The following is a 26,029-nucleotide window of genomic DNA, read 5'->3' on the forward strand; positions in this document are numbered from 1 at the left end:
ATGGCGTCAATGCCTGTGCCTCGAAACATCAACAATCCTGGCGATCGAGCAGTGAACTCGCCAACAGTGCCTTCAACGCCATCGGCCTGGCGAAATGATAACCCTGGGCCTGCCCTGCCCCGATCTCACGCAGCAGATCCAGCGTCGCTTCATCCTCGACACCTTCGGCCACCACACTCAGGTCCAGCGATTCGGCCATCCGCACAATCGCCCGGACGATCGCGCGACTGCGGGAACTGGTGGTCAGTTCGAGGATGAACGACTTGTCGATTTTCAAGCCGCTGAAACGGTATTGATGCACATAGCTCAGGGAGGAAAACCCTGCACCGAAGTCATCGAGCACCACCGACATGCCATTGTCAGCCAGTTGCTGCATGGTCTGGCGGGCAATCGCCGGCTCGGCGACCAGTGCCCCTTCGGTCAATTCCAGGCAGATTCGCGATGGCGAGACCTGGTGCTGCGCCAACAGTGCCAGCACCTCACTGGCAAAGTCGGGACGCGTCATGCTGTAGCTGGAGCAATTGACGTGCACCGCAGGCCAATTGGCATGTTCGGGCTGTGCGAGAATCGCTGCAATGCTGCCCAGCATGTACAGGTCCAGTCGACCGATCAGGCGCAAACCCTCGACATCCGGCAAGAACTCGCCCGGCGCGATCACCCGGCCACCCGGCTGATGCCAGCGGATCAGCGCTTCAAGGGCCAACAGCTCACCCGTTTCGACGCTGACTATCGGCTGGAAATACGGCAGCAGTTCGTCAGTACGCTTGAGCGCGTTGCGCAAGGCGCCTTCACGCTCGACCTGGTCCGAGACTTCACGGCGCACTTCCTGGTTGAACACCGCGTAGCTGTCGCGCCCCGCACTCTTGACCCGGTACATCGCTGCATCGGCATCGCGCAACAAGTCGGCGGGCTCGTGGTGGAACTGACTGTCGGCGCTGACAATACCGATGCTGCACGAGGAGAAAACTTCATGGCCGTTGATGAAAAACGGCAGGTCGAACGCCACCAGGATCCGCTCGGCGATTTCGATCATCACCTCCAGCGGGGCCTCGGGGCCAGCACCGAAAACTCGTCGCCCCCCAGGCGCGCCAGCATGTCGGTGTCACGCAGGCAACCGCGCAGACGCTGGGCCGCCTGCATCAACAGCAGGTCGCCAAAATGGTGGCCGAGGCTGTCGTTGACCATCTTGAAGCGGTCGAGATCGATGAACATCACCGCCAGGTGCCCGCCTTCGCTGCCGAACCGTGACCAGGCCAGATTGAGGCGCTGTTGCAGATAGGTGCGATTCGGCAACCCGGTCAGCGCATCGTGAGCGTTTTCGTGCTGCAACTTGGCATTGGCGTGATCGAGCTCGCGGGTGCGGCTCTGCACCCGGGCTTCCAGCTGGAGGTTGGCGGCATGGATCGCTTCGGCCGCGGTGCGTCGGGACAACGCAGTGTCAATGTGCCGCGATACGAAAGTCAGCAGTTCCTGGTCACGCAGGGTATAGCGCACCTGCGAGGTATAGCTTTGCACCGCCAGCACGCCACGCACCACGTCGTCTTCGAACAACGGGATGCCCAGCCAGGAGTAGGAGCGTACAGACTCGTGGGCAATTTCGATTTCACCCTGCGCGGACAGCCGCTCGGCCTCGCCGGCATCAATCAGGCAAGGTCGACGCTGACGAATCACATATTCAGTCAAGCCCCTGCGCCCACGCCGTGCCGCCGGGATGGTCGTCTGCCGTTCATCCACGTAATAGGGAAAGGTCACTTCACCGGTCGCGTCGTCGAACAGTGCAATGTAGAAGTTCTGCGCGAACAGCAGATCACCGACGATGCCATGCAAGGTTTGAAACAACTCAGCCATATCGCCAGGCTGGCTGGACAGTTCTGCAATCTGGAACAACGCGCCCTGCAGATGTTCGGCACGCTCCCGGTCTGCCACTTCCTGGCGCAATGCGTCGTTGAGTGCCGAAAGTTCCAGGGTACGACGCATCACCGTTTCTTCCAGGTCCTCTCGGTGCAGAATCCGGTCCAGCGCCATGGCCACGTGGCGGGCTACCACCAGAAACAGCGCGCGGTCTTCAGCGCTGTAGATACGGGAAACGTCATAGACCTGCATCGCCAGCATGCCAAACACCTCATCCGAGGCATTTTTCAGCGGTGCGCCCATCCAGAACTCGGGACGATCGCCCACGCAGTAGAATCGCTTTTCGGCCTGGGCCGCGAGAATGCCGGCAGCGTCGATCAACAACGGCTGGCCAGTGGTCAACACCTGCCCGGTCAGCGACAGGCGCGAACGGTCAAGGTATTCGTAGTTTTCGGATTCCAGGGCATCAACGTCGATGATGTCCACGTAATACGGGTAGTCGATCTTGCCCGTGTGCGGGTTATACAGCGCCAGATAGAAGTTTTCGGCGTCGATCAGGCTGGCCAGCAGCCGGTGAACCCCCACCAGAAACACCGACCGGTCACGGGTCGAACTGGCCAGATAGGTAATTTCATACAGCACTCGCTGAGTGATCTGCGCGCGGGCAAGGGTATTGGTCTGCAGCTCAATGCCCAGGCGCTGGGCAAACTCGGCGAACGCAGGCTCCGCAGCATCTTTGACTGGCGCGAGCAGCCAACCCAGCACACTTTCGCCTCTGCCGGTCGGCCAACGGTGCAGGTTCGAGGTCAGGCAAAAGGCTTCAAACTCTTCATTCGCAACGCTTGAAGGCCATTGCGCCCGCGGGTCGCCCTGCCCGACCCAATGCATTTGTTCACCGGCGCGATAAAACGCCCAGGCGGTGGTATGGGCCCAATTGCGTGCTGAATCCAGCAAGTGTTCGATCGTGTCGTCGTTGCCGGCGTAAGCCATGCCGACAGTATCCGGGTTCCCTGGTGGCTGCAGTGCGGCAACGTTGCAATGGCTCGTTTGCTGCGGGTAATCGGTCAATGTACGAAAACTCATCAGCGCTCCCTGAGCCAAAACTGCCGAAACTCACTTGCTGATAGATAGCAATGTGCCATGAGCCTCCCGTCAATAACTTATAAAGGGTTTTTTAATGATTTTGTTCACTTTAAAGCCAACTTTGAGACGGACCACAAGTTATTCGCTACCGGCTGCCCGGTACAACCGTTTCTGCTCGCCCCCCTCGACAAACGTCCGGGGCTGTCATGAATAGCCAAGGGACTGTCGTCAAATGAAAAGCGCCCCCTAATCGTGGGCTCTTTAATGGAGGTTCTGAAAAAAGCCTCTGGCGATTGAGCCGACGGATTTATCCGCGGCGCCTGAGTCACGAGTTGCCTGGTACGCCAGGCAGGAGAATAACAATATGAAATTCGTGAAAAGTCTTCTGGCTGGCCTCCCCCTGATGGCGCTGGCCATCGATGCTCATGCCTACGTATCAGGTCATGAAGCCGAGCGACTGGGCACCAGCCTGACCTGGGTGGGTGCCGAAAAGGCCGGCAATGCCGATGGCTCCATCCCGCCCTACAACGGTGGCCTGACCACGGCCCCATCCAGTTTCAAGACCGGCGACAGCATGCGCCCGGACCCCTTTGCGGACGAAAAACCACTGCTGGTGATCAACGGCAGGAACGTCGATTCGTACAAAGGCCTGCTGACCGCCACCACCGTAGCGTTGGCCAGGCGCTACCCCGGCTTTCGCATCGACGTGTACCCGACCCACCGCACCGCATCGCTACCACAGGCGATCCTGGACAACAGCCGCACAAATGCCACCAACGCCAGGTCCCTGAACGGCGGGATCGCCATCGACAATGTGATGCCGGGAGTGCCCTTCCCGATCCCGCAATCCGGCGCCGAAGCGATGTGGAATTTCCTGCTGCGCTACCAGGGCGTCAACATCCACTCCAAGTACGACTCCTGGAGCGTCGACACGGCGGGTGTGCCGAGCCTGGCTGTCACCGGCGAGGCATACGTGTCCTTCCCGATTTACGAGAACCTGTCGAAGCCGTTCAGCAGCTCGGACATTTATTATCAGTTGAAACTGTCCTACACCGGGCCTGCGCGCCGAGCCGGCGAGTCGATCATGCTCAAGAACGCCACCAATGCCACAGAGTTTCCTGGCCGCGCCTGGCAGTACATGCCTGCCCAGCGCCGGGTCAAACAGATTTCGATCCTGGCCTACGACACGCCCAACCCCGGCACCGCCCGTGCGCTCGAACTGTATGACTGGACGCTGGTCGGCAAGCAGGAAATGATCGTGCCTTACAACACCTACAAACTCACTTACGCGCGCAGCGCCAAATCGCTGACCACCCCCAATTTCGTTTCCCCGGATTTCGTACGCTGGGAAAAACACCGGGTCTACGTCGTGGAGGGCAACCTCAAGCCCGGTGCGACGCACATCTACCAGAAGCGCCGCTTTTACCTGGATGAAGATACCTGGGCCGCGTTGGCCTCCGATCAGTACGACACCAGTGGCCAGCTATACCGTGGTTCCTTCGCGTTCTTCAGCCAGAGCTATGACCAGCAAGTCCCGGATGCCACCCCGTTCATGACCTACGACCTGTCGCGTGGCACCTATAACATCAACGGCGTGGTCGGTCCCCATGGTGGCATCCGCTACATCGAGCCGCTATCGACGGCGCAGTGGGTGCCAGAGTCGATGGCGGGTACCGGTATTCGCTAGGTCTGCGGTGATGCAACGCATCGATGATGCATAAAAAAGCCCCCGGCTCGCGAGAACCAGGGGCTTGAGTGTTCGAGTGGTGCGCGAGCTACAAGGATCAGCTCTCAGAGGAATTGACTGGCTCGTGACTGGCTTCAGCCGCCAGTTTCAATCGGTCGGCTTTACAAATGTATTTAGGCTTGTTCTTCGGTGCCAGTTTGGCACTGGCCTTTTTGGCCTTCTCCTTGAACAGCTGCTTCAGTTTCTTTTGACGGTTCATGTTGTTCTACTCAGCCTGTAATTCTTGAATGATATCAGCTTGAGACATTCAACCGATTCAACTTTGCGGCTCGATGATCCTGAGCCAGGGCCAGCGAGCCTGATAACTTTTCGCCTTCTGATCGAACAGGACTGGCTTGGGGTTCCCTGGATTGATACGCAGCAGCCCGTGCTCTGTGTCGGCCAGGCCGTTGGGCGCATAGACCTCGCCCGTTTCAACATCCAGACCGATGCAGGTGCCGGCAATCAGGTAGCGATCAATCCCGTCCCTGGCCGACTCAAGCTTTGGATAATCCCCACCAAACCGCTGGCCATACCACAGGTGAACGCGAGACTGATTCTTGATCTCAATGTTCACGTCGAGGTCCCGGAACAGATGCTGACCTGACTGGATGACCTCATTTTCGGCTTCCCACGACAGGTCGTCATCGAAGTAAAAGACATCGTAGTCTTTCACGCCCCACTCTGGCGGTCGCTGAGACTGATGATTCCACACGGCCTGGAACAGGCAACCGGCAGTGAGCATGCATTGGCTCAAACCGAGCTCAGGCAAGCGAGCGGAAATTTCTGCGTTTACCGGGTTGGTCATTGCGATCCTGACGAGGCTTTCGACAGTCAATGTCATTTTCATTCCTTAAAAATCGAACGGGTCCCGGCGACCGACAATACCCTCGGTGCTTTTCAAATTCGAGAAGACATTGCCCTTTGCTCTCCTTCGGCCAATCTGGCGCGAATCATGCGTCATTCAGTGGCATGAAGTCGGTGCTGACTATGTGGATGACACTTTTGAAGTGAGCCACCTCAGTGTCTGCCCCGATAATCGATAGCTTACTGACGAATTGTCGAGGTCAAGCATGACGAACGCAACGATGGAACAAGTCAGCCCGCAAACGCTGAGAAGAGTGATTGTGGCCGCCGGCATCGGCAATTTCGTCGAGTGGTTCGACTTCGCCGTCTATGGCTTTCTGGCCACGACCATTGCCCAGCAATTTTTCCCCAGCGGCGATGCCAGTGCCGCGCTGCTCAAGACCTTTGCGGTATTCGCCGTGGCCTTTGCGTTTCGGCCCCTGGGCGGGATTTTCTTCGGCATGCTCGGCGACCGGATCGGCCGCAAACGAACCCTGGCGATGACCATACTGCTGATGGCCGGGGCGACGACCTTGATCGGTCTGCTGCCCACTTATGCGGCGATCGGAGTCATGGCGCCGATTCTTCTGTCCCTGATCCGTTGCGCCCAGGGCTTTTCCGCCGGTGGCGAGTACGCCGGTGCCTGCGCCTACCTGATGGAGCACGCACCGAGTGACAAACGCGCCTGGTACGGCAGCTTCATCCCGGTGTCGACATTTTCCGCCTTTGCCGCGGCAGCCGTGGTGGCCTACGCGCTCGAGGCGTCGTTGTCGGCCGAGGCGATGGGCAGTTGGGGGTGGCGTCTGCCGTTCCTGATTGCCGCGCCCCTTGGCCTGGTAGGTCTTTACTTGCGCTGGAAGCTCGATGAGACGCCGGCATTCCAGGCGGTGACCCAGGAACATGCGGTCGCACACTCCCCTCTCAAGGAAACCTTGCGCAACCATGGTGCGGCCATCTGCTGCCTGGGCGCCTTTGTGTCACTGACGGCCCTGTCGTTTTATATGTTCACCACCTATTTCGCGACCTACCTGCAAGTCGCCGGTGGCCTGAGTCGCGCCACGGCGTTGCTGGTGTCACTGATTGCATTGCTGTTCGCTGCGGCGATCTGCCCGTTGGCCGGGCTGTATTCGGACCGGGTCGGACGTCGAATGACAGTGGTGACGGCTTGCGCACTGTTGATCGTGGTCGTGTATCCATCGTTCCTGATGGCCAGTTCGGGCTCGTTCGCAGCCTCCATCGTCGGCGTCATGCTGCTGGCGATCGGCGCGGTGTTGTGTGGCGTGGTGACTGCGGCCCTGCTCTCGGAAACCTTCCCTACCCGTACCCGCTACACCGCCTCGGCGATTACCTACAACATGGCCTATACCATTTTCGGCGGCACCGCTCCGCTGGTGGCGACATGGCTGATCAGCACCACCGGCAGCAACCTGTCGCCGGCGTTCTACCTGATCGCGGTCGCATTGCTCGCGCTGGCGGGCGGGCTGGCATTACCGGAGACTTCAAGGATTTCCCTGCATGACGTTGCGTCGCAGGAGAAAGGCGCAAGCGTGTGCGCTGCGGCCTGAAAATGGCGTTGCGGGTCAACCGCCCCGGATTCACACGCTACGCTACTGCCTGAGGTTTCCGGACATCAGGCATTAACGTAGCGAAAAAGGGGGAATCAGCCCGTGCAGGCACTCTTTGCGTTTCTCAATGCCAACCCCTACATGCTGCTGTTCCTGGTGGTGAGCCTGGCGGTGTTGATTGGCCGCTTCACCATCAAGGGTTATGGGTTGGGTACAGTCGGCGGCGCCATCGTGGTTGGCTGTGGCATCGCCATTGCCGCATCCCTCTATGGCATCACGTTCAAGCTCGACACGTTCACCATGAACCTCTTCTACTACCTGTTCATGTATGGAGTCGGCTTGCGCGTCGGTCCCTCCTTCTTCAATAGCCTGAAGGATGACGGGCTGAAGTTCACCCTCCTGGCGGTCATTTGCAGTGTGTTCAGCCTGGCCGTGGTGGTTGTGGGCACTCGTCTCTTGAACTTGCCGACAGGCGCGGCCGGCGGAATACTCGCCGGGGCCACGACCATGTCCTCCGCCATCGGCTCGGCCGAACAGGCGGTGGCCTCAGGTGCCGTCCACCTCGCACCGGGTGACACGGTCGAGGGGGTGTCCGCGATGATTACCCTGTCCTATGGCATTACTTACATCTGGGGCACCGTCGGCATCGTACTGATGTGCAAATACATGCCGCGCTGGTGGGGTGTCGATGCCAAGGCGGCAGCCCGTCGTTATGAGGAACAGCATGGGATGCATGATCTCGAGGACGACGGCCTCACCGCTGACAAGGCCTTCGGATTGCGTGCCTATCGCCTGGATAACCGCACGACTGCCGGCTTCACCATCCGCCAGCTGCTCGCTCGATTCCCTGAATATCGTGTCGTCAATGTGCATCGCGGCAATGAGTCGATCGGGGCAGATGCTGATATCCGGTTGCAGTTGGGGGATGTGATTACCCTTGGAGGCACGCGTACGGGACTCACCGCCAACATCGGCCTGATCGGCCCGGAAGTCGATGACGCCAGGGCGCTCGCGGTAACACTGGATCATGCGGAGATCCTGGTGACCGAGAAAGCCGTCATCGGCAAGAAGCTCAAGGAGTTTCGCGGACTGGACCTGGCCGGACAGGTTCAGCTGACTCGCATCCAGCGCGGCGGTGTACCACTGCCCGCCGGGCCGGAGACCACGTTGGAACGCCGCGACGTGCTTTTCGTCACCGGCCTGTCCGGCGCGGTGCAACGCGCGGGCGAGTTGTTCGGCGTCATCGCCCGGCCCAGCAGCCTGACTGATTTGTTGACGCTGTTTGCCGGAATGACCCTGGGGCTGCTGATCGGTTTGATCCAGTTCCCCGCCTTTGGCGCTTCGGTCGGCCTGGGTAGCGCCGGTGGCCTGATGGTATCGGGAATCATCGTCTCGTCACTGTCCTCGCGCCTGCGCTTCTTCGGCAATACGCCAAACGCAGCGCGTAACATCCTTGAGGACATGGGCCTGCTGGTGTTCGTTGCCATTGTCGGGATCAATGCCGGCGCCACCCTGCTCGCTCAACTGACGGGAACGCTTGCCGTGCAGATATTCCTCGTGGGCTTCGTCGCCTGCATGCTGCCGCCGTTCGCCGTCTGGGTGGTTGGCTTTCACTTGATGAAAATCAATCCGGCGGTACTGATGGGCGGTATGGCCGGCGCCCGCAGTCATTCCGGCCCGTGCCAAGAGGCCGCGACAGAGATCGGCAGCAACGTGCCGTGGGTCGGTTTTCCCGTGGCGTTTGCAGTCTCGGGAATCCTGCTTACGGTCCTCGGCTACTTCGCCATGGTCTTCGCCAATTGACGCAGCTCACCTGTAGGAGCCAGCTCGCGATGGACTCAAGAGCGCTGCGTCCATCCAATGAACACGCGTTTTCGTTCACGACCATCGCGAGCAAGCTCGCTCCTACACTGAATCCATCAGGGCAATGCATACACCCTGAACAGTTTCTTTACGGTCGGTTGCTGGCGCGCCTTCTTTCACCATGGTCTTCGCGAATTGAAGCTGCTCACCTGTAGGAGCGAGCTCGCTCGCGATGGACTCAAGAGCGCTGCGTTCATTCAATGAACACGCGTTTTCGTTAACGTCCATCGCGAGCAGGCTCGCTCCTACACAGAACCCATCAGGGCAACGCATACACCCTGAACAGTTTCTTCACGGTCGGTTGCTGGCGCGCCTTCTTTCACCATGGTCCCCGCCAATTGACGCTGCTCACCTGTAGGAGCGAGCCCGCTCGCGATGGACTCAAGAACGCTGCGTTCATTCAATGAACACGCGTTTTCGTTAACGTCCATCGCGAGCAGGCTCGCTCCTACACAGAACCCATCAGGGCAACGCATACACCCTGAGCAGTTTCTTCACGGTCGGTTGCTGGCGCGCCTTCTTTCACCATGGTCTTCGCGAATTGAAGCTGCTCACCTGTAGGAGCGAGCTCGCTCGCGATGGACTCAAGAGCGCTGCGTTCATTCAATGAACACGCGTTTTCGTTAACGTCCATCGCGAGCAGGCTCGCTCCTACACAGAACCCATCAGGGCAACGCATACACCCTGAGCAGTTTCTTCACGGTCGGTTGCTGGCGCGCCTTCTTTCACCATGGTCCCCGCCAATTGACGCTGCTCACCTGTAGGAGCGAGCCCGCTCGCGATGGACTCAAGAACGCTGCGTTCATTCAATGAACACGCGTTTTCGTTAACGTCCATCGCGAGCAGGCTCGCTCCTACACAGAACCCATCAGGGCAACGCATACACCCTGAGCAGTTTCTTCACGGTCGGTTGCTGGCGCGCCTTCTTTCACCATGGTCCCCGCCAATTGACGCTGCTCACCTGTAGGAGCGAGCTCGCTCGCGATGGACTCAAGAACGCTGCGTTCATTCAATGAACACGCGTTTTCGTTAACGTCCATCGCGAGCAGGCTCGCTCCTACACAGAACCCATCAGGGCAACGCATACACCCTGAACAGTTTCTTCACGGTCGGTTGCTGGCGCGCCTTCTTTCACCATGGTCCCCGCCAATTGACGCTGCTCACCTGTAGGAGCGAGCCCGCTCGCGATGGACTCAAGAACGCTGCGTTCATTCAATGAACACGCGTTTTCGTTAACGTCCATCGCGAGCGAGCTCGCTCCTACAGAATCCATCAAGGCAATGCATACACCCTGAACAGTTTCTTCACGGTCGCGTTGGTCCCGCCCAGATACTGGTCGTAGGCCTTTTCCACGAAGCCCGAGTAATAGGCTTCACTCAGGGCCGTATCGACCAGCAAGCGGAAGTCTTCGTCGTTGCGATCCACGATCATCGCCACCGGCGAATACTCGAAGATGCGGTCCAGGATCATCAGGTTGCTGGCCGCGCCTTCCTTCGCGATTTCGTTTCGCAGCAGCATGCGTTCGGAGAAGAAGGCATCGGCCTTGCCCTGCGCAACCAGCTTGATGCCCTCGTCGATGTTGGCCACGGTCACCAGCGAGGCGATCACGTTGAGCAGGCGCATCTGCTCGCGAATCCAGTCTTCGGTCACGCCCCCTTCAAGGGTCGCGTAGGTGTGGTTGGCCAGCCCATTGTTGATGCTGGCACGCCAGGTCGGGCCGGTATTGGCGACCTTGCCATTGAGCACATTGAGCAAGGGTTCGGCAGCATCGTTGCGCACCACCACCGAAAGGCCGGCGGTGTAGATCGGTATGGAGTAGCTGATCATCTTGCGCCGCTCCAGGGTCGGCGGAGTCGGTGTGCATAGGATATCGACCTTGCCCTGGCTCACGGCACTGACCTCGTCCGAAATCTTTACAGGCTGGTAGTGCACTTGCAGGTCGGGCAGGCCCAGTTCGCTCTTGAGCTTGTCAGCGACTTTCAGGCACAGGTCGATGGCATAACCGCTGGCTTTATCGCCTTCCTGCTTGCTGAAGGGGGCCAGGTCAGGCAAGTAACCCAGGGTAAAAGTGTGGCTGCTGCGCACGCGTTCAAGGGTGTTGGCGCCGGCCACTAGCGGCAGCGTCAAGAGTGCGAAGGCCAGCAACAGTCTGGTGGTTGTGGCAAATGGTACGTTCATGTCCGGTTTCCCCGTATGCAGATGTCTGTGCAGTCCTGATGGCCACGCCTAAGGATTGCCGGCCCTGGCCTGATTGGCCGGTGTCGCTTCGGTAAAGCGCTTGGCGAGGAATCCATAAAGCAGGTAGCCGACAGCGAGCACCAGGGTGCCGCCCATCACTGCGTCCTTGCCGCAGGCATACAGGGCGTACAAGGAGTACGTTATCGCAATGATCAGTACCACCACGTTGCGCGAGTAGATCGCTTGCGAGACCCCGGCCTTGTGCATGATCACCAGCAGGCCCGTGAGCGCAGTGATATAGGGGATCAGGTTGGTGACCGCTGCCAGGCTGACCAGCTTGCTGAACTGGGCGGCGGCGTCGGGCGAGATGGTCGACAGGGCCATGAGGGTCTGCAGCACGCCGCAGACGATCATGCCGACGACGGGCGCATTCATCGAATTGACCTTGCTGAACAGCTTGAGGAACAGGTTCTGGTCAGCCGTCATCTTCGCGGTTTGCGCCAGGGTGAATTGCCAGCCCAGCAGCGAACCGACACAAGCCATGACCGCCAGGGCCATGACGATATGGCCGACCATCGGACTGAATATCGTGGCGTAGACCAGCGCAAACGGCGCCGAGGACTTGGCCAGCTCGGCGTTGGGAATGATGCCCTGGATGACGGTGGTCGACAGCACATAGACTACGGCGGCACCCAGGGTACCGAACAGGCAGGCCAACGGCACATTGCGCTTGGGGTTTTCCACGGCATCGGTGGCCTGGGCCGCCGACTCCATGCCCAGGAAGGCCCACAGGGTCAAGGGAATGGCTTTGGCGATGGCTTCGGAAGTCGGCAGGCTGTTCGGGTTCCAGGCGGCGGCCAACACATCGGGCTTGAACCAGAACCAGCCGATGATGCTCAGGCCCGCTACCGGGATGATCACGCCCCACACGGTGAATGCGCCGATCTTGCCGGTGATGCCCGGGCCACCGAAGTTGGCGAAGGTGGTCAGCCAGATCAGCGCGATCGTGCCGACGCACAGCGGAATGGCGCCCGTGCCCAGCCACGGCACGAAGGCAGTCATGTAGCCCACCGCCGAAATGGCCACGGCCACGTTGGCGATGGCCAGTGACAGGAAGTACAGGTACGAGCAGAGGAAAAAGCCCGACTTTGAATGGGCTTCTTCGGTGTAGGCGGACAAGCCGCCGGAGCGCGGACAGAACACCCCGCATTGGGCAAAGCAGTAGGCGATGGCCATCGAGCCGATCGCGGTGAAGATCCATGACAGCAGCGAGACGGCCCCCAATTGCGCCATATTGGTGGGCAACATGATGATACCCGAGCCCATCATGTTAACCGTGACCAGCGTCGTGAGCCCCATCAGGCTCATTTTCTTGCTTGAATCAGCCATCGCAAACTCCTTGCCTTGTTCAGAGTCTTGAACCTGGCCTGGCGACGTGCAGCACGCAGCCGGACAGGGGCTAATGCTCACTGCTTGATTACGTAAACCTTGCGGGTCGGGTGCTGCGCAGAATGCAGCTGTCGTCGTGTTCCCGAATCATGGTCACGATCAGGACGAAGAAGCGCTGCGCCAGACAGGAAAATTGCACGGGTATCACGAAAGGAATCCCGGACCCTATCGCTGGCCGCGGTTTTCAAAGCGTTCATAACCAGAATCTCTCGGTCTGCTTGACGTTGAAGTTCCTGGGACGTGTATCTGAGGAGGCATCATGTCCCGGGGTCAGGAGCGATTGCCCTATTGGGTATAGTTCAAATTTACAAACTGTTACTTCTTGCCGGATTATTTTCCGGACCTTTTTGCTTGGTTCATGGCGATGAAACACCCCATCGGTTGCCTCCAACCTCTGGGGTGCTGCTCATCCCGCCGTCAGGTGCGCCCTGCGGAACCCGTGACCGGTAGATTCCCCAGCAGCTTGAGGCCGGTGCTCTTCACGAAAGTCTGATAGTCCATCGGCCTCTCGATACGGGCTTCACCATTAGGCAGCACGTAGGCCCAGGCACGTTGCGACGATGCGTCGTACACCAGCTTGAACAGGCGCGTCGGCACCCAGACCTGGTTGTCGCCGATGGTGGAATGGCCAGGGTCAAACAGCGGACCGGTAAAGACAAACACGTTGCCATCGGCTCGCTTGGCAAATTTCCTGACATCCGATTCGATCTTGCTCCAGATCTTGCGGTTGTTGGTCGGGTCTTGCGGCACCATGTTCGACAGCGCAAAGGACTGGGCCATGGCATTGGGGTTCGGTGCATCGGCGGCCGGGGATTGATGGCCACGGTCCACGGCTGGATGCTGGCTGCGGTAGTCGCTCAACTCAGCGCGCCCACTCTTGGGGATGCGTGGGTCCGGGTAGAACTGGTTGGTGCGCTCCTCCCCTTTGGCGTCCTGCAACTGGGCTGCATTCAGGCGTTCGACCACGACCAGCGGGGTCTTGCTGGTCTGCGAGTACAGCACTGCGAAATTGTCGGAACACAAAGCCATGGGTTTCATGGTTGCCGGCACAGTCGCGGTGTTGATCGGTTTCGCTGCCGGGAACAGATCTGCGCAGCCGTCAAACGACGCCTGTCTCTGTTTGTTCGAGTAGAGGTCCAGGGCCGCGCTCTGGCTGATCGAGCCCGAGCGGGACGTTTGTTCATGATGCGCAGCGGGCGGCTTGAGCAGATCCAGCAGACTGCGGGCTTCTGCCCCGGAAGAGAGCAAAACAAGGGCCGACAGCCCAACTGCAATTTTGCGTAGGTACATGGGTTAAATCTTCGAATGGAGTTGAGGGGTAACCGTATGGCGAGTCCCGATTCACGGAACCAGGTAGAGGCTGTTGCTGGTTATGTGGCGGCGAGCATGCTTTCACTGTCCTTGATCAAATTGCCGATGCGGGGCCGGTCGGTTCCGGGCAGTTCGTCCGCCGAGGGTCGAACGCGGTTTATTGACCATGCCAGCACAGGTTAGTGCTGGGCAGTGCCCGGAATTCTATTCGTCAGTGTCGACCTGGAGCTCACGCAGAATAAACCCAAGTGAATCCGGGGCTGCGCAATGACTTTTTTCCGAGCGCTGTTCATCCCAGGGCATCGCGTCATCGGTACAGAAATCGCCAACACACTCCATGTTCAACCCGACATCGAGAAGTCCAAGCGGAATCCAGTAGTAAGGCGTCTCGCGAAGAGGATTGGGCACGGTCGAGCCACATTGCGAGCAAAAGTCATTCCTGTAGCCGCTGGGTTTGCGCCAACTGGTGATCGCACCTTGGCCTTCGTCCCAGCGAAAGTCGCCAGCCTTGACCAGCGTGGCGAGATTATGGCCAACCCCGGTTTGCTTGCGGCACAGGGTGCAATGGCAGCGATAAAAAAATCGTGGTTCAACCGCCAGGGAAAAACGTACAGCCCCGCAAAGACATTGTCCTGATGTCATGTGTCGCTCCATTGAAAAACGCTTCACCGGGTTATTTGCCGGCTTGATTGTCGGTGTCGGTAAAGAGGTGGCCGTCATGGTACTGGCCTTTCATTGCCATGGAAAATGCCGTCCCCGGGCGCCGCATCGATGCCTGTGGTGGATGACTTATCCAGCACCGCTCGATACCCTTTCGCATCCAGTTGCCTGACGGCATTCAGGCCAGACCACATTCCATCCAGACGAACAAATAATGAAATCCTCCGTCGGTTTGCTGTTGTCAGGTATCGAGCTGGACCGTGCCAGTTCCATCCCCTTGTACCGCCAGCTCTACTTGCAGATTCGCAAACAGATTCTCAGTGGCAGAATTCAGGGCGGCGTACGCCTGCCGTCCACCCGGACCTTGAGCAAAGAACTGCAGCTTTCGCGAATCAGCATTCTCAATGCGTTCGATCAACTGATTGCCGAAGGTTTTCTGACGTCGCGGACCGGGGCCGGGACCTATGTCGGCCATGAATGGGAAGGCCGCGATATCGATGACGACAAGCACCAGCGCCAGCCTCCTCGCCTGTCCGATCTGAGCCAGTCCATGCTGTCGTTGCGCAGCGATCATTTCCGCGGCGTTTCCTATGCTGACTGGGCGACCGGGAGCCCGACCTCGTTCCTGCCCAGTCACACTGCTTACGATGCGTTCCCGCAAACCGTCTGGAAGCGGCTGTTGAACCGCCACCTGCACAAACCGACCAAGGCCATGCTCGGCTATGGCGAACTGCAAGGATTGCTGGCCCTGCGCGAGGCGATTGCCGAATACGTCTTCGATGCCCGGGGCATCGACTGCAGTGCCGAACAGGTGGTCATCGTTTCCGGCGCCCAGCAAGCCTTCAACCTGCTGGGCATGCTTTTGCTCAATCCGCAGGACAGCTTCTGGATGGAGGATCCCGGGCATATCGCGGCGCGAATTGCGCTCCAGGCCCAAGGGGGGGTGGTCGTGCCGTTGCGTATCGACGAACAGGGGATCGATATCCAGCAAGGCCTGGCTCAGTGTCCTGACGCCCGCCTGGTGTTTACCACCCCTTCACGTCAGCACCCCTTGGGCATCACCATGAGTTACGCCCGGCGCCAGGAACTCATCGACTGGGCCGCGCGCAATCAAAGCTGGATCATCGAGGACGACTGTGACAGTGAGTTTCGCTACAACGGCCGTCCCCTGCCGGCACTCTATGCCATGGACCAATGGGCCCGGGTCATCTACGCCGGAACGTTCAGCAAAGTGCTCTTCCCCTCGCTGCGACTGGGTTACGTGATACTGCCGAACGCCTTGATCGAACCCTTCTGCACCCTGCGCGCGGTCATGGATCGCAGCCCGCCCACACTGCTGCAGGCCGTCACGGCAGACTTCATGCGCGAAGGCCACTTTCTCGGTCATATTCGGCGAATGCGGGCGTTGTACCAGACTCGCCAACAGGCACTGGTCGAACAACTGCAGCAACGGTTGGGCACTTTCTTCAGGATCACGCCTGTGGAAGCCGGCATGCACCTGATCGCCTGGTTACCGGCGCATCTCAATGACGACACCCTGGCCAAGGAACTCGGCCAGCATGACATTCATACCTATGCCCTGAGTGACTACTGCGTCGGGCATGTCTTGCCGCCGGCGCTACTGATCGGATTTGCCAGCACCCCTGAGGACCAGGCCCAAGCGCGCGTCGAGGCGTTTGCCGAGGCCTTGAGCAAGTTGGGCTACCTGCAGCAGGCCACTTGACCCAAGGCAAGTGGTCTTATGATTTAACTGATAATGGATCTATCGAGAGTTCCTGACTGGCGCGATAAAGGCTGCGCCGGCAGACCCGGCGTCTGAACCAGGAACGACTCGAATGAACAATAAGATCCAGGAACGATTCAACGCCTTGCTCAGCCACAAGGCTGTCGAGGCCGGTGCTCCACCCGTACTGACCGAGGCACTGGCCCGCCGGTTGCTCGACCGACTCGGGCAACTGCGCCTGTTTGCACACGCCTACCCCTTGCTGACCAACCTGACCCACGGCCGTGTCACCCCTGGCGACCTGCTGGACTTTGCCTATCGCCACGAACTGCAGGGGCTGAGCCTGCACTTGCTCGACGGTGAGGTAAACAGCCTGAGTCAAATGACGCCCGCACAGCTTCAGGCATTCGCGGCCAAGGCCAGTGCACTCGGGCTGGATGTGCATCTGGAAATCAGCAGCACCTTGAAAAAAGATGTCGATCAGGTGATCGCCATCGCCAAGGCGCTGGGCACCCGCAACATCCGTGTCTACTCACGCTACGAAGGGGCACTGTCCGGGGTCATGGACCTGATCGAGACAGACCTCGGCTACCTCGCGCAACAGGCAGAAGAGCACGACCTGTTCTTCGACTTCGAGCAGCACGAGGAACTCAAGAGCGCTGAAATCGCGCAACTGCTGAACCGGCTGAACCACCCACGGCTGCATGCCCTGTTCGATTTCGGCAACATGATCAATGCCTGCGAACAGCCAATGGCGGCACTGCGCACCCTGGCGCCGCACATACGCCAGACCCACCTCAAGGGTGTGCGCATCGTCCCCGAGCAAAACGGCTTCGGGCATTACGGCGTGCTGCAGGGCTGTGCCGAAGACGACCTGCCCAACGCTCGCATGTTGTTCGAACTGCTGATGCTCGGCGAATCAACCCCGCAAGTGATCGCCTTCATTCTCGAGCAGGAAAACCACTACGTCGCCCCGGCGTTCCGCCAGCTTGACGAAGCCGCCGACCCGTTCATCGCGTACCGGGAAATGAGTGAAACAGCGTTGCCGCAAGGCTACTCGCTGGAGCGAATGCTGGCCGATGAACACCGGTGGGCAAACAACCAGGTCGCCTACGTACGAAACCTGTTGGCCGAGTTCCGGACACTGGCCGAGTTGACCCTGGCCCATTGCCCTGACGCCTGAACCTGCTGTGCCGACCGGCACTGCCTATCCAATTACGCCTGGAGAACAATAATGACATCCCACGACAAGGCCAAATGGCTCAGATTCCTGATTCTCATCCTCGGTGGCGGCACCATCTACAAGCTGGCGAATCTCAAAGACGCCTTCTATATCCCCATGCAGGAATTCATGGGCTTGACCCACACTGAAATCGGCCTGCTGCTGAGCGCCAACGCCATCATCGCCACCGCGCTGTTTGTAGTGGGCGGCATGCTCGCCGACCGGTACGACACGCGCAGGCTGATCCCCATCGGCCTGATCGGTACTGGCAGCCTCGGGCTCTACCTGGCGACCTTTCCGCCCTTCAATAATCTGCTGATCGTGTTCTGCCTGCTGGCCGTATGTGCCGACTGCATTTTCTGGCCTTCGCTGCTCAAGGCCATCCGCAATCTGGGTGACGATCAGGAACAGGGGCGTCTGTTCGGCCTTCTCGAAGGCGGACGTGGCGTCATCGATACCTTGATCGCGTTCGCCGCGCTGGGCGTCTTCGTCGCCATGGGATCCGGTGAAAACGGCCTGAAATCGGCAATCCTCTTCTACTCGGTCATCGACATTCTTGCCGGCGCCCTGACCTGGCTGCTGCTCAAGGGCGGCAGTGCCCAGTCGACCTCCAAGCCGAAGAACGGTTTGGCGAACCTGTTCGAGGCCATCAAGGTGCCGGGTATCTGGCTGGTCAGCCTCAACGTATTCATGGTCTACATCGTGTACTGCGGCCTGACCTATTTCATTCCCTACCTCAAGGACATGTACGAACTGCCCGTGGCCCTGGTGGGCGCCTATGGCATCATCAACCAGTACTTCCTCAAGATCCTCGGTGGCCCCGCCGGCGGTTTCATTGCCGACAAGCAGTTCAAAAGTTCCAGCCGCTATCTGAAATGGGCATTCCTGGCGTTACTGCCGCTGATGGGCGCCATCATGCTCATCCCGAAAAGCCCGGATTTCATCTACGCCGGCATGGCCGCCACCCTCTCCTTCGCGCTGATCGTTTTTTCCATGCGCGGCGTGTTCTGGGCACCCATGGGTGAAGTCGGCATTGCCCCGCACATCACTGGCTCGGCCTTTGGCATAGGTTGCCTGATCGGCTATGCGCCCGGCATGTTTGCCTACGTCATCTATGGCGCAATACTCGACCACTTCCCGGGTCAACAGGGCTACAACTACGTCTTCTCGTTGATGAGTCTGCTGGCCATTCTCGGGTTCATGGTATCCAGCCTGCTGTATCAGGCCGTCCGGAAAAACTCCACGGCCACTGGCAAGGTCAGCACAGCGCAAGCTTGAACTTCGCCAGGACAATCAACCTGACTATCATCCGTGGTGTGTAGTCCATCAGTGAAGCTGTCGGATCGCTATGCAGTGAACTACTGTCAGTCATGGGCATGGCGCCGACAGCCAATCTCCGGATATCCGTCGGGCTGCAGGGTTTCCAGCCGACTTGTCACGATGATCAGGGAACCAGGGCGATGGCAAAAAATGCGAAAGCCGAATCGGAAAACGAGACTCTGATCGCACAGGAGACTGAGGTGTTGGTCGAACCGCCCCCTGTTTCCGGCGTGGTTCGCAATGGCGTCTGGCACACACGGATCTGGGGCCGGGCGCGCAAGCTGAGTCACTCGACCCAGTTTGTGATTGCCGCTGCGGTGATCCTGGGACTGACCATGTTCTTCGTCGGCAATCTGGTTACCGAACGAATAGAAAATGCCGCGGTACAAAGTGCAGCAGAAGCAGGCGCCCAGTACATGGATACCTTTCTGGAGCCCTATGTGCAGGAGATGAGCCGGGACAACGGCCTTTCGGCTGCAAGTGCCCAGTCCCTTGACCGCCTCACCGAAAGCCGTTCGCTTAAACATCACATTGTCTCGGTCAAGATCTGGCGTGCGGATGGCACGGTCATCTACGGCACGAATAAAGCCATCACCAACCGCAAGTTTCCATTGGATGAGATCGCCGAGGCACTCAAGGGCAAAGTAGTCACCGACCTTAAAGACCTGGACGAGGATGAGAACGAGTTCGAGCGCGAACTCAACGTGCCGCTCTATGAGATCTACGCACCCCTGCGGGATTCCAGCTCCGGGAATATCATTGCGGTGGGCGAGTTTTATGAAAAGGCCGATAGCCTCAAGCGCGAGGTCAATCGGGTCCGACAGGAGGTATGGGAGGTCGTTGGCGCCGCGACATTGGCCATGCTGTCGCTGCTTTTCTTCATCGTGCGACGCGGTGACAGGATTATCCAGCAACAACAAGTGGCACTGCACTTGCGGCTGCAGGAGCAAACCCGTTTGCACATCAGCAATGCCGAACTCCAACGCAAGATAGCGACGGCTACCCAGGAATTTTCCCGGGTCAACGAACTCACCTTGCGGCGCATTGGTGCAGACCTGCACGATGGGCCGGCGCAGTTATTGACCTTGATTCTGATCCGGCTCGACGACCTGGCCGAAAACTGCTCCGCAGTCGATCAGGAGTCGATGGAAACCATTCGTGGCGCCGCCACCGACGCGTTGCGGGAGGTCCGCGATTTATCACGGGGCCTGGCACTTCCGGAAATCAATGACGTGAGCCTGGTGGAAGAGTTGCAACTGGTGGCGCAACGGCACGAGCAACGTACCGGCACCAAAGTCACATTAACCCTGGGGCCGCTACCGAAGGCCGCGCCACTGCCACTCAAACTCTGTTTGTACCGTTTTGTACAAGAAGCTCTCAACAACGCTTACCGTCATGCCGACGGCGAGGGGCAGGTCATCCAGGCACAATATCTTGATGAAGTATTGAACATCAGCGTCAGGGACAGTGGTCCAGGCATGGCGGCGGACGCCATGCTGCAAGAGACATCCGGCAGAACCCGATTGGGGCTCGCCGGTTTGCGTTATCGCGTCGAGTCTCTGGGCGGGTTGTTCAGCATCGACTCCGGCGCCACGGGTACGTCGGTCAATGCACAGTTCAAACTCTAGTCAGGAGCCGCTCCGGGAATCCATTGGTGTTTCCCCTGCGCCGATGTGCAGGCGCCCGACGGCTTCGTGTTCGGTATAACGCCGCAGGGCCGCGACCGCTTCGACACGATTTCGGGCGTGCAGTTTCTGCATCACGCAGCCCATGTGGTGCTTGACGGTTTTTTCGCTGATCAACAGCTTTGACGCAACTTCCCTGTTGGTCAGGCCTTTTGATACTTCACGAATGACCTGCTCCTCGCGATGGGTCAGATCACCCTTGTGAATTTCCGCTTCGTGTTGCTTGCTGTTACTGCGCAGTTTGTTGGCAAACTCGGGGGTGATATACGTCTCACCCTTGGCAACCGATCTGATCGCCAGGACCAGTTCCGGTCCGCTGACACCTTTCAACACATACCCGCTAGCGCCGGCCTCCAGTGCCATGAAGGCGTCATCTTCGGATTCCGAAACCGTCAGCATCAGCACCTTCACATTTGACAGCCGGGTGGAAATGAAGCGCACCGTGGCGAAAACATCGCCCGGCATATTGACGTCCATCAGCATCACATCCGGCCGCACCCTCTGGGCAATATCCCTGGCATCGTCTGCATTGGCGCCCTGCTCCACGACCTGAAGATCCGCCCGTTTCCTCAATGTATTGGCAACACCCTCACGCAACATCGGATGATCGTCGGCAATGCAGATGCGGATGACTGGATTCATGACGCGCTCCCAAAAGGATCAGCACTGGAGTACTCATTGATTAATAGCAGGGAAGCCGGGATAACGCCGGTCACCCGTTGTATGTCCCAGGCTCCAGGCGTTGGGAAATAAGACTTAGGTCGGATGAAAATTCGAGCTTCAACAAGCATTCATCATGACAAGGCTCTGAGATTCACACCCCAACCCATTGTTTTGAAAGACCTTTGAAAACGCCATTGAACGGAGGGGTCCATAAAACCCGGATCCATCATTCATCCGACCAACAGCCGCTCTCCCGCGCCCGGGTACATACAGCCAGAGCACTGAACATTTCTCCGCCGTTTTCGCACCATGAAACGTCACAGCCGCCGCGTGAAACCTTGCGCAAAAATCCATCATGACATGTTATGACCTCATCCCAAAAAGGCGTTTGGCCCAACAAATACGGCGTTTAAAGGACGAACGGTCGCAAGGCGTCAAGCCCGAGGAATAGCCGGGAGCCTGAAGCCACTACAGGCGAGCCGGGCCGGTGCGTTCGTCGCGGTTTAGTGAACTTCACTTTCAAGGCGTGTCACATGAAGTCCTTGTCAAGCGAACAAAAACAGAGGTACAGCGTTATGAATATGGCCACAATTGTCAGTGCCGTGATTTCCAGTCTCGCCCCAAGTGTCTTTGACCAGAACGGCCTGCAAGAACCCGGCGCGCATGTTTCGGCCGTCGAATACCACTACGGAATGGAAATCGATGTGAAGCGGGTTCTGCAGCGCACCGACACATCCGACAAGACCGGCATGGTACCGGTGACCCTGGTCTACGAAGACAGCGAGGGTGAGGTTCACAAGATCCGTTTCCTCGAATGGGGTGGTAGCCCGGCCAGTCACACGACTGTGGCCTGATCCGCTCGTCGAATGGGTTCTGGCCCTCGCCAGCGCGGCACAGGCCTGAACCCCGACTCGCTCCTGTCGCAGGAACTCGTCCGCCGTCGTGGTACTGATGTTTCTGGAGCAAGCTTTTAGGCACTACCAACTGCACCTGGCACAGCGCCAAAAAGTAAATCCCTCCGCTTTTCCGCTTTTGCGAATTCAGGCAGGATAATCCAGCCAAGGGCCCGGCTACAGATCACACGGATATGCCGCTATCGGCGGGACGCAGTGATCGGGGACAAGGGGACGCTCTGCGTGACTTTGGCCATCTCGGTGATTTCCACCTTCAACTTATCCTTGCCGAGCAGGTAGTCGGCCAGCTTCTGCGAAAACGGCCAGTAGTTCAGGTTGGCAGTCAGGGTCAGCGGCCCGACGGCGTCGGCCGGCACCAGGAAGGAGAATTCCCGGATATCGTAGCCTTTGGGCAGAATGCGGTTGTCCGATAGAATTTGCGTGGCATTCCAGACCTCGACGTCCAACGGATTGCCGTCCTTGTCGCCTATGTGCACTTTGAAATTTCGTGTGTCGTTCTCGGTCTTGCCATCCTTGATCGAACCCAGTCGATAGAGCTCGCGACCACCGGCATCCTGCACCCGGAAATCGATCCACATCTCCCGTCCCTCCGGAAAGCCAGTCGGCAGCTTGTGTCCGGCGCCGACATTGGAAACCTTGACTGCGACCGAGGTGTATTGCCCGGGAATGATGGTTGCCGGCAGTTGCTCGAACTTTATTTCCGCCGCGCGCCCGAGCATGTTGCGTGCGCGTTGCGCGCCCTCTTCCTGACCGAGATGCTTGAGCATCATCGCGTTGGCTCCGCTGAACCAATGCGAGGAAACCTCCTCGCGGTCTGGCCCCATGATCGCGGCCTTGCCCGCAAAAACCGGCATGTGGCAGCTCTGGCAGGTGACATCGTTAAGGCTGTAGGCGCTCTCCTGCCACTCGTCATAGGTGCGCTCGACCGCCACACTGCTGAACGGGTGCGTAACGTTGTGGCAAGTGCCGCAAAAATCCGAGCGCGTGTGCAGAGCGGAATACACGGTGTCGTGATAAGGCGAAACGGCATCTTTACGCGGGCCGAACTTGGTCGGTTTACCGTGCGCTCGAGGGCTCAGCACATAGGCGCCGTTATCGAGGCCCGTACGGGCGCTGATGTTGTGGCAGGTCTCGCAATCGACCCCGGGCATCGGGTGATTCTTCGCGCTGTCTTCAATCGAGGAGCGATTGACTTCCGAATTGATCTGCCCGGTCGTGAGACCGATCGGGGTATGGCAGCCGGTGCAGAAGTTGTCGACCTTGCCCTCGGTGGCCGAACTCGCGCGCTTGAGCAAGGCCCGATAAACAGGCTCATCCCAGGCCTGGGACATCATCGACGAGCGCCACTGCCTGTAGATCTCCGTATGGCAAGCGCCACAGACCTGGGCATTGTCGAAGTCCTTCACATTCAAGACCAGGTTGCCGGGGGTGTTGGCCCGATGCGGAAAGAACGGCATCCCGCCAGTCACATGCATGAGCCTGGAGCGTGCCGGCTCCAGCCACTTCTCATTAGCTTGATTGTCATTGCCCTGAGGTTCGTCGGCTGCCACCAGCGTTACCATCAGCAGGCAAACCAGAAAACACAAAAGTCGGCGAGCGAAAGGTCCGAACAGCAGGAAAAACGGTATGAACAATGTCGCCAGGGAAATATTCAAATCGACAATGGCCAGCTTGACGGCTGTCGGTACATTGAACAGCGCCGTGTAAGCGCCGGCGCAGATCGTCCATAGAATGATCAGTACCGAAAACCCGTGCAGCGCTACCTGCGCACACGTATATCTGGAGTGGCTCATTGGCATTTCCCCTGGACGGTCGCAGAGGATGACTGCAGCACTTCTATTGAGTAGCCAGGGGTATTTCGTGATGCAAACCGATGGTTACATGCGATCACTCAATGGAGTACTGACAGCTCCACAGCTTCCCGACTTTGCACCTTTCATGAATGGGATAGGCTCACTCAGCAATTACTCTGCCACCCTTGCAGCAATATATGTGCGATGACCTGAGTACCCAGCAAACATTGGCCGGATATTGAAATATTGTGCGAATGAAGGCGCGAATACTGCTGAGCAATAGCACCCATTAGTGGGGGGAGTTCACTCCGAAATCGGGGGGACCACTCGCTTTACTTGATACAACTTACTCTCTGTCTTTCGTCGTCCGGATGAGATTACCCCGCAACTTCACAATTGCCTTCTGCATTTGCACGAAATCGTCGGGATCAAGACCGGTTTGCGGGAAGCCGTCTTCGGAGAGGTCTTCACGCAGTTTTCGCCCCTCTTTTGTGAGATTGATCCGCACTTGGCGTTCATCTTCCGGGTCGCGCTGGCGTAGCAGATAACCCATCGCTTCCAGCTTCTTCAGAATCGGCGTGAGGGTATTGGATTCAAGAAACAGCTTTTCGCCGAGACTGCCAACGGTCTGGTTATCTTCCTCCCACAATGCAACCAGGGTGATGTATTGCGTATAGGTCAGGCCGAGCCGCTCAAGCATCGGCTTGTAGGCCTTGCCGAACGCCAGGTTGGTGGAATAGACCGCAAAACACAGGAAGTCGGAGAGTTTGAGATCCAGGGCGGATAGCTTGCCGGTGTTTTTCATGGGGGGTTCCCTTGGGTCAATCTTGCGAGACCGAGACTATACATCGTACGCGATGGTATCGGAAATGCGTATAAACACCGAAGGCCGGTTCACCGGGGAAATCCCCGGTGAGCCAGCCTTCGCGTGGGTCATGCCGTCAGGACATTGATGTCGACATCAATGTTGCCGCGTGTGGCCTTGGAGTACGGGCAGATTGCATCGGCTTTGTGGGCCAGTTCAGTCGCCACCCCGTGATCCAGCCCCGGTACGCGCAACGTCAGCCGCGCCTGGAGAAAGTACGCCGCGCCGGTCTGGCCCAGATCGACCTCAATGTCGACGGCCGTGTCGGCCGGCAGTGCCACCTTCAATTGCTGGGCAGCCAACCCCACCGCTGCGATGTAGCAGGCCGACCACGCTCCGGCGAACAGTTGCTCGGCTTTCGGGTGCGGCTGGACGGCGGTAAGCACGTGTGCCGGTGTGTCGCTGCCTGGGGACGACAGTACGATGTCGAGGTTGCCGTTATGGCCGCGCGACGTGTTGCCTGCGCTGTTGTGAGTGGTGTGGGTTTTGCCGCTGGCCAGTACTTTTTCGATCTTGCTCATGATGGTTTCCTCAGAATTACAGTCAGTTATATTCGTATACGCTTGTATCGTATGCGATATTAGCGATGCACCCAAGCATCACTCCGTAATAACGTTCAGGGCAACGTCGATATTGCCGCGTGTGGCTTTGGAGTAAGGGCAGATGGAGTCGGCGATATGCGCCAGTTCGGTCGCGACCTCGTGTGCCAGACCTGGCACGCGCAGTGTCAGTCGGGCCTGAAGGAAATACGCCGGACCAGTCTGGCCCAGGTCCACTTCAATGTCGACGGCCATGTCCGACGGCAACACGATATTGCGTTCCTGGGCCACCAGCCCCACTGCCGCGGTGTAGCAGGCCGACCAGGCCCCGGCAAACAGTTGCTCGGCTTTCGGGTGTGGCTGGACGGCGGTAAAGACGTGGGCCGGCTGGGCGGAACCGGGCGACGACAGCTCGATATCCAGGTTGCCGTTGTGACCACCGACACGGCTGTGAGTGGTGTGGGTTTTGCCGGTAGCCAGTACTTTTTCGATTTTGCTCATGGGGATTTCCTCAGGGCTTAATGTTTCGTACGATTTTATCGTGTGCGATGTATGTGATATTAAAAAACACAACGTCCATCAATTCGCGTGTGCAATGATCCAGTTGTTGCCGTTGTGGCCATGGGAAGCTTGAGCGGTGGAGCTGATCATTTTGCGGCTGCTTCCGGTGTTCATGGCTGAATCTCCAAACGGCAAGGACTGTCGTTGATTGTAATCGCATTCGACTAGATCGCATGCGATGGATGAATACTCAACCAAAGTCCCAATGATGT

21 protein-coding genes and 1 pseudogene are annotated in these 26,029 nt (G+C 58.5%); 9 read left to right on the plus strand and 13 right to left on the minus strand.

Translation table 11 applies throughout. The features are described 5' to 3' along the window. Positions 1-28 precede the first annotated feature (28 nt). Positions 29-2,934 (minus strand): annotated as a pseudogene (locus tag AC06G5_RS15755) (sensor domain-containing phosphodiesterase). A 364-nt stretch (positions 2,935-3,298) separates the two neighbouring features. Here AC06G5_RS15755 and AC06G5_RS15760 point away from each other — a divergent pair. Next, the gene (locus AC06G5_RS15760) at positions 3,299-4,621 is read left to right on the plus strand and encodes a DUF1329 domain-containing protein (RefSeq protein ID WP_413425866.1); all 1,323 of its coding nucleotides are present in this window, start codon (positions 3,299-3,301) and stop codon (positions 4,619-4,621) included. Positions 4,622-4,718: 97 nt separating this feature from the next. Here the strand turns inward: AC06G5_RS15760 and AC06G5_RS15765 are convergent, their stop codons facing one another. Both AC06G5_RS15765 and AC06G5_RS15770 read right to left on the minus strand, forming a co-directional pair. Further along, positions 4,719-4,880 carry a DUF2986 domain-containing protein gene (locus AC06G5_RS15765; RefSeq protein WP_413425864.1) on the minus strand — a complete coding sequence of 54 codons (162 nt, stop codon included), beginning with the start codon at positions 4,878-4,880 and terminating at the stop codon, positions 4,719-4,721. Positions 4,881-4,937: 57 nt separating this feature from the next. After that, entirely contained in the window at positions 4,938-5,468 is a 531-nt protein-coding gene (locus AC06G5_RS15770; protein WP_413425939.1) for a nucleotidyltransferase family protein, read from the minus strand. Here AC06G5_RS15770 and AC06G5_RS15775 point away from each other — a divergent pair. From AC06G5_RS15775 to AC06G5_RS15785, 3 genes are all read left to right on the plus strand, one after another. Then, positions 5,364-5,636, plus strand: a complete 273-nt coding sequence (locus AC06G5_RS15775; RefSeq protein WP_413425943.1) for a hypothetical protein — start codon at positions 5,364-5,366, stop codon at positions 5,634-5,636. The genes AC06G5_RS15770 and AC06G5_RS15775 overlap by 105 nt on opposite strands. A gap of 97 nt (positions 5,637-5,733) precedes the next feature. Next, a complete protein-coding gene (locus AC06G5_RS15780) occupies positions 5,734-7,071 on the plus strand; it encodes an MFS transporter (protein WP_480457439.1) in 1,338 nt (445 codons plus the stop codon). Between the two features lie 102 nt (positions 7,072-7,173). Further along, entirely contained in the window at positions 7,174-8,874 is a 1,701-nt protein-coding gene (locus AC06G5_RS15785; protein ID WP_480457441.1) for an aspartate:alanine exchanger family transporter, read from the plus strand. A 102-nt stretch (positions 8,875-8,976) separates the two neighbouring features. Here AC06G5_RS15785 and AC06G5_RS15790 read toward each other — a convergent pair whose 3' ends face one another. The 5 genes from AC06G5_RS15790 to AC06G5_RS15810 all read right to left on the minus strand — a co-directional run bounded on the left by AC06G5_RS15790 (position 8,977) and on the right by AC06G5_RS15810 (position 14,514). Next, the gene (locus AC06G5_RS15790) at positions 8,977-9,162 is read right to left on the minus strand and encodes a hypothetical protein (RefSeq protein ID WP_480457444.1); all 186 of its coding nucleotides are present in this window, start codon (positions 9,160-9,162) and stop codon (positions 8,977-8,979) included. A gap of 1,044 nt (positions 9,163-10,206) precedes the next feature. Beyond that, positions 10,207-11,112, minus strand: a complete 906-nt coding sequence (locus AC06G5_RS15795; RefSeq protein ID WP_413428020.1) for an amino acid ABC transporter substrate-binding protein — start codon at positions 11,110-11,112, stop codon at positions 10,207-10,209. Between the two features lie 48 nt (positions 11,113-11,160). Then, the gene (gene potE, locus AC06G5_RS15800; RefSeq protein WP_413428019.1) at positions 11,161-12,501 is read right to left on the minus strand and encodes a putrescine-ornithine antiporter; all 1,341 of its coding nucleotides are present in this window, start codon (positions 12,499-12,501) and stop codon (positions 11,161-11,163) included. 477 nt (positions 12,502-12,978) lie between these two features. After that, on the minus strand, positions 12,979-13,851 hold the full coding sequence (locus tag AC06G5_RS15805; RefSeq protein WP_480457448.1) for a DNA/RNA non-specific endonuclease: 873 nt from the start codon (positions 13,849-13,851) through the stop codon (positions 12,979-12,981). A 225-nt stretch (positions 13,852-14,076) separates the two neighbouring features. After that, positions 14,077-14,514, minus strand: coding sequence for a GFA family protein (locus AC06G5_RS15810; RefSeq protein WP_413428022.1), 438 nt, complete (start codon positions 14,512-14,514; stop codon positions 14,077-14,079). A 232-nt stretch (positions 14,515-14,746) separates the two neighbouring features. Here AC06G5_RS15810 and pdxR point away from each other — a divergent pair, with 232 nt between their 5' ends. The 4 genes from pdxR (at position 14,747) to AC06G5_RS15830 (ending at position 20,425) form a co-directional block, all read left to right on the plus strand. After that, positions 14,747-16,255 (plus strand): MocR-like pyridoxine biosynthesis transcription factor PdxR, encoded by a 1,509-nt coding sequence (gene pdxR, locus AC06G5_RS15815; RefSeq protein ID WP_480457450.1) that lies wholly within the window; start codon positions 14,747-14,749, stop codon positions 16,253-16,255. Between the two features lie 112 nt (positions 16,256-16,367). After that, complete coding sequence (locus AC06G5_RS15820; RefSeq protein WP_480457452.1) at positions 16,368-17,438, plus strand: sugar phosphate isomerase/epimerase family protein; 1,071 nt, start codon at positions 16,368-16,370, stop codon at positions 17,436-17,438. A gap of 51 nt (positions 17,439-17,489) precedes the next feature. Then, positions 17,490-18,755, plus strand: a complete 1,266-nt coding sequence (locus AC06G5_RS15825; protein ID WP_480457454.1) for an MFS transporter — start codon at positions 17,490-17,492, stop codon at positions 18,753-18,755. A 182-nt stretch (positions 18,756-18,937) separates the two neighbouring features. Beyond that, positions 18,938-20,425 carry a sensor histidine kinase gene (locus AC06G5_RS15830; protein WP_480459893.1) on the plus strand — a complete coding sequence of 496 codons (1,488 nt, stop codon included), beginning with the start codon at positions 18,938-18,940 and terminating at the stop codon, positions 20,423-20,425. Here AC06G5_RS15830 and AC06G5_RS15835 read toward each other — a convergent pair whose 3' ends face one another. Further along, positions 20,426-21,124 carry a response regulator gene (locus AC06G5_RS15835; RefSeq protein WP_413428013.1) on the minus strand — a complete coding sequence of 233 codons (699 nt, stop codon included), beginning with the start codon at positions 21,122-21,124 and terminating at the stop codon, positions 20,426-20,428. A 596-nt stretch (positions 21,125-21,720) separates the two neighbouring features. On the opposite strand from AC06G5_RS15835, the gene AC06G5_RS15840 reads away from it, so the two are divergent. Next, entirely contained in the window at positions 21,721-21,999 is a 279-nt protein-coding gene (locus AC06G5_RS15840; protein ID WP_413428012.1) for a DUF2790 domain-containing protein, read from the plus strand. A 239-nt stretch (positions 22,000-22,238) separates the two neighbouring features. On the opposite strand, the gene AC06G5_RS15845 is transcribed toward AC06G5_RS15840, so the two are convergent. From AC06G5_RS15845 to AC06G5_RS15860, 4 genes are all read right to left on the minus strand, one after another. Beyond that, on the minus strand, positions 22,239-23,852 hold the full coding sequence (locus AC06G5_RS15845) for a multiheme c-type cytochrome (protein ID WP_413428011.1): 1,614 nt from the start codon (positions 23,850-23,852) through the stop codon (positions 22,239-22,241). A gap of 346 nt (positions 23,853-24,198) precedes the next feature. Beyond that, on the minus strand, positions 24,199-24,657 hold the full coding sequence (locus tag AC06G5_RS15850; protein WP_413428010.1) for a MarR family winged helix-turn-helix transcriptional regulator: 459 nt from the start codon (positions 24,655-24,657) through the stop codon (positions 24,199-24,201). Positions 24,658-24,785: 128 nt separating this feature from the next. Further along, the gene (locus AC06G5_RS15855) at positions 24,786-25,238 is read right to left on the minus strand and encodes an Ohr family peroxiredoxin (protein ID WP_413428009.1); all 453 of its coding nucleotides are present in this window, start codon (positions 25,236-25,238) and stop codon (positions 24,786-24,788) included. A gap of 78 nt (positions 25,239-25,316) precedes the next feature. Continuing rightward, positions 25,317-25,757 (minus strand): Ohr family peroxiredoxin, encoded by a 441-nt coding sequence (locus AC06G5_RS15860; RefSeq protein WP_413428008.1) that lies wholly within the window; start codon positions 25,755-25,757, stop codon positions 25,317-25,319. Positions 25,758-26,029: the final 272 nt, after the last annotated feature.

Source organism: Pseudomonas sp. WT-JTC (assembly GCF_056711565.1).

What these genes read in the sequence shown, in the direction of transcription:
- AC06G5_RS15810 (WP_413428022.1), bottom strand. Translation starts at nt 14,514, where the DNA reads ATGACATCAGGACAATGTCTTTGCGGGGCTGTACGTTTTTCCCTGGCG.
- AC06G5_RS15760 (WP_413425866.1), top strand. Translation starts at nt 3,299, where the DNA reads ATGAAATTCGTGAAAAGTCTTCTGGCTGGCCTCCCCCTGATGGCGCTG.
- AC06G5_RS15825 (WP_480457454.1), top strand. Translation starts at nt 17,490, where the DNA reads ATGACATCCCACGACAAGGCCAAATGGCTCAGATTCCTGATTCTCATC.
- AC06G5_RS15775 (WP_413425943.1), top strand. Translation starts at nt 5,364, where the DNA reads ATGATTCCACACGGCCTGGAACAGGCAACCGGCAGTGAGCATGCATTG.
- AC06G5_RS15830 (WP_480459893.1), top strand. Translation starts at nt 18,938, where the DNA reads ATGGCAAAAAATGCGAAAGCCGAATCGGAAAACGAGACTCTGATCGCA.
- AC06G5_RS15855 (WP_413428009.1), bottom strand. Translation starts at nt 25,238, where the DNA reads ATGAGCAAGATCGAAAAAGTACTGGCCAGCGGCAAAACCCACACCACT.
- AC06G5_RS15850 (WP_413428010.1), bottom strand. Translation starts at nt 24,657, where the DNA reads ATGAAAAACACCGGCAAGCTATCCGCCCTGGATCTCAAACTCTCCGAC.
- AC06G5_RS15770 (WP_413425939.1), bottom strand. Translation starts at nt 5,468, where the DNA reads ATGACCAACCCGGTAAACGCAGAAATTTCCGCTCGCTTGCCTGAGCTC.
- pdxR (WP_480457450.1), top strand. Translation starts at nt 14,747, where the DNA reads ATGAAATCCTCCGTCGGTTTGCTGTTGTCAGGTATCGAGCTGGACCGT.
- AC06G5_RS15860 (WP_413428008.1), bottom strand. Translation starts at nt 25,757, where the DNA reads ATGAGCAAAATCGAAAAAGTACTGGCTACCGGCAAAACCCACACCACT.
- AC06G5_RS15790 (WP_480457444.1), bottom strand. Translation starts at nt 9,162, where the DNA reads ATGGACGTTAACGAAAACGCGTGTTCATTGAATGAACGCAGCGCTCTT.
- AC06G5_RS15805 (WP_480457448.1), bottom strand. Translation starts at nt 13,851, where the DNA reads ATGTACCTACGCAAAATTGCAGTTGGGCTGTCGGCCCTTGTTTTGCTC.
- AC06G5_RS15835 (WP_413428013.1), bottom strand. Translation starts at nt 21,124, where the DNA reads ATGAATCCAGTCATCCGCATCTGCATTGCCGACGATCATCCGATGTTG.
- AC06G5_RS15795 (WP_413428020.1), bottom strand. Translation starts at nt 11,112, where the DNA reads ATGAACGTACCATTTGCCACAACCACCAGACTGTTGCTGGCCTTCGCA.
- potE (WP_413428019.1), bottom strand. Translation starts at nt 12,501, where the DNA reads ATGGCTGATTCAAGCAAGAAAATGAGCCTGATGGGGCTCACGACGCTG.
- AC06G5_RS15840 (WP_413428012.1), top strand. Translation starts at nt 21,721, where the DNA reads ATGAATATGGCCACAATTGTCAGTGCCGTGATTTCCAGTCTCGCCCCA.
- AC06G5_RS15845 (WP_413428011.1), bottom strand. Translation starts at nt 23,852, where the DNA reads ATGAGCCACTCCAGATATACGTGTGCGCAGGTAGCGCTGCACGGGTTT.
- AC06G5_RS15820 (WP_480457452.1), top strand. Translation starts at nt 16,368, where the DNA reads ATGAACAATAAGATCCAGGAACGATTCAACGCCTTGCTCAGCCACAAG.
- AC06G5_RS15765 (WP_413425864.1), bottom strand. Translation starts at nt 4,880, where the DNA reads ATGAACCGTCAAAAGAAACTGAAGCAGCTGTTCAAGGAGAAGGCCAAA.
- AC06G5_RS15780 (WP_480457439.1), top strand. Translation starts at nt 5,734, where the DNA reads ATGACGAACGCAACGATGGAACAAGTCAGCCCGCAAACGCTGAGAAGA.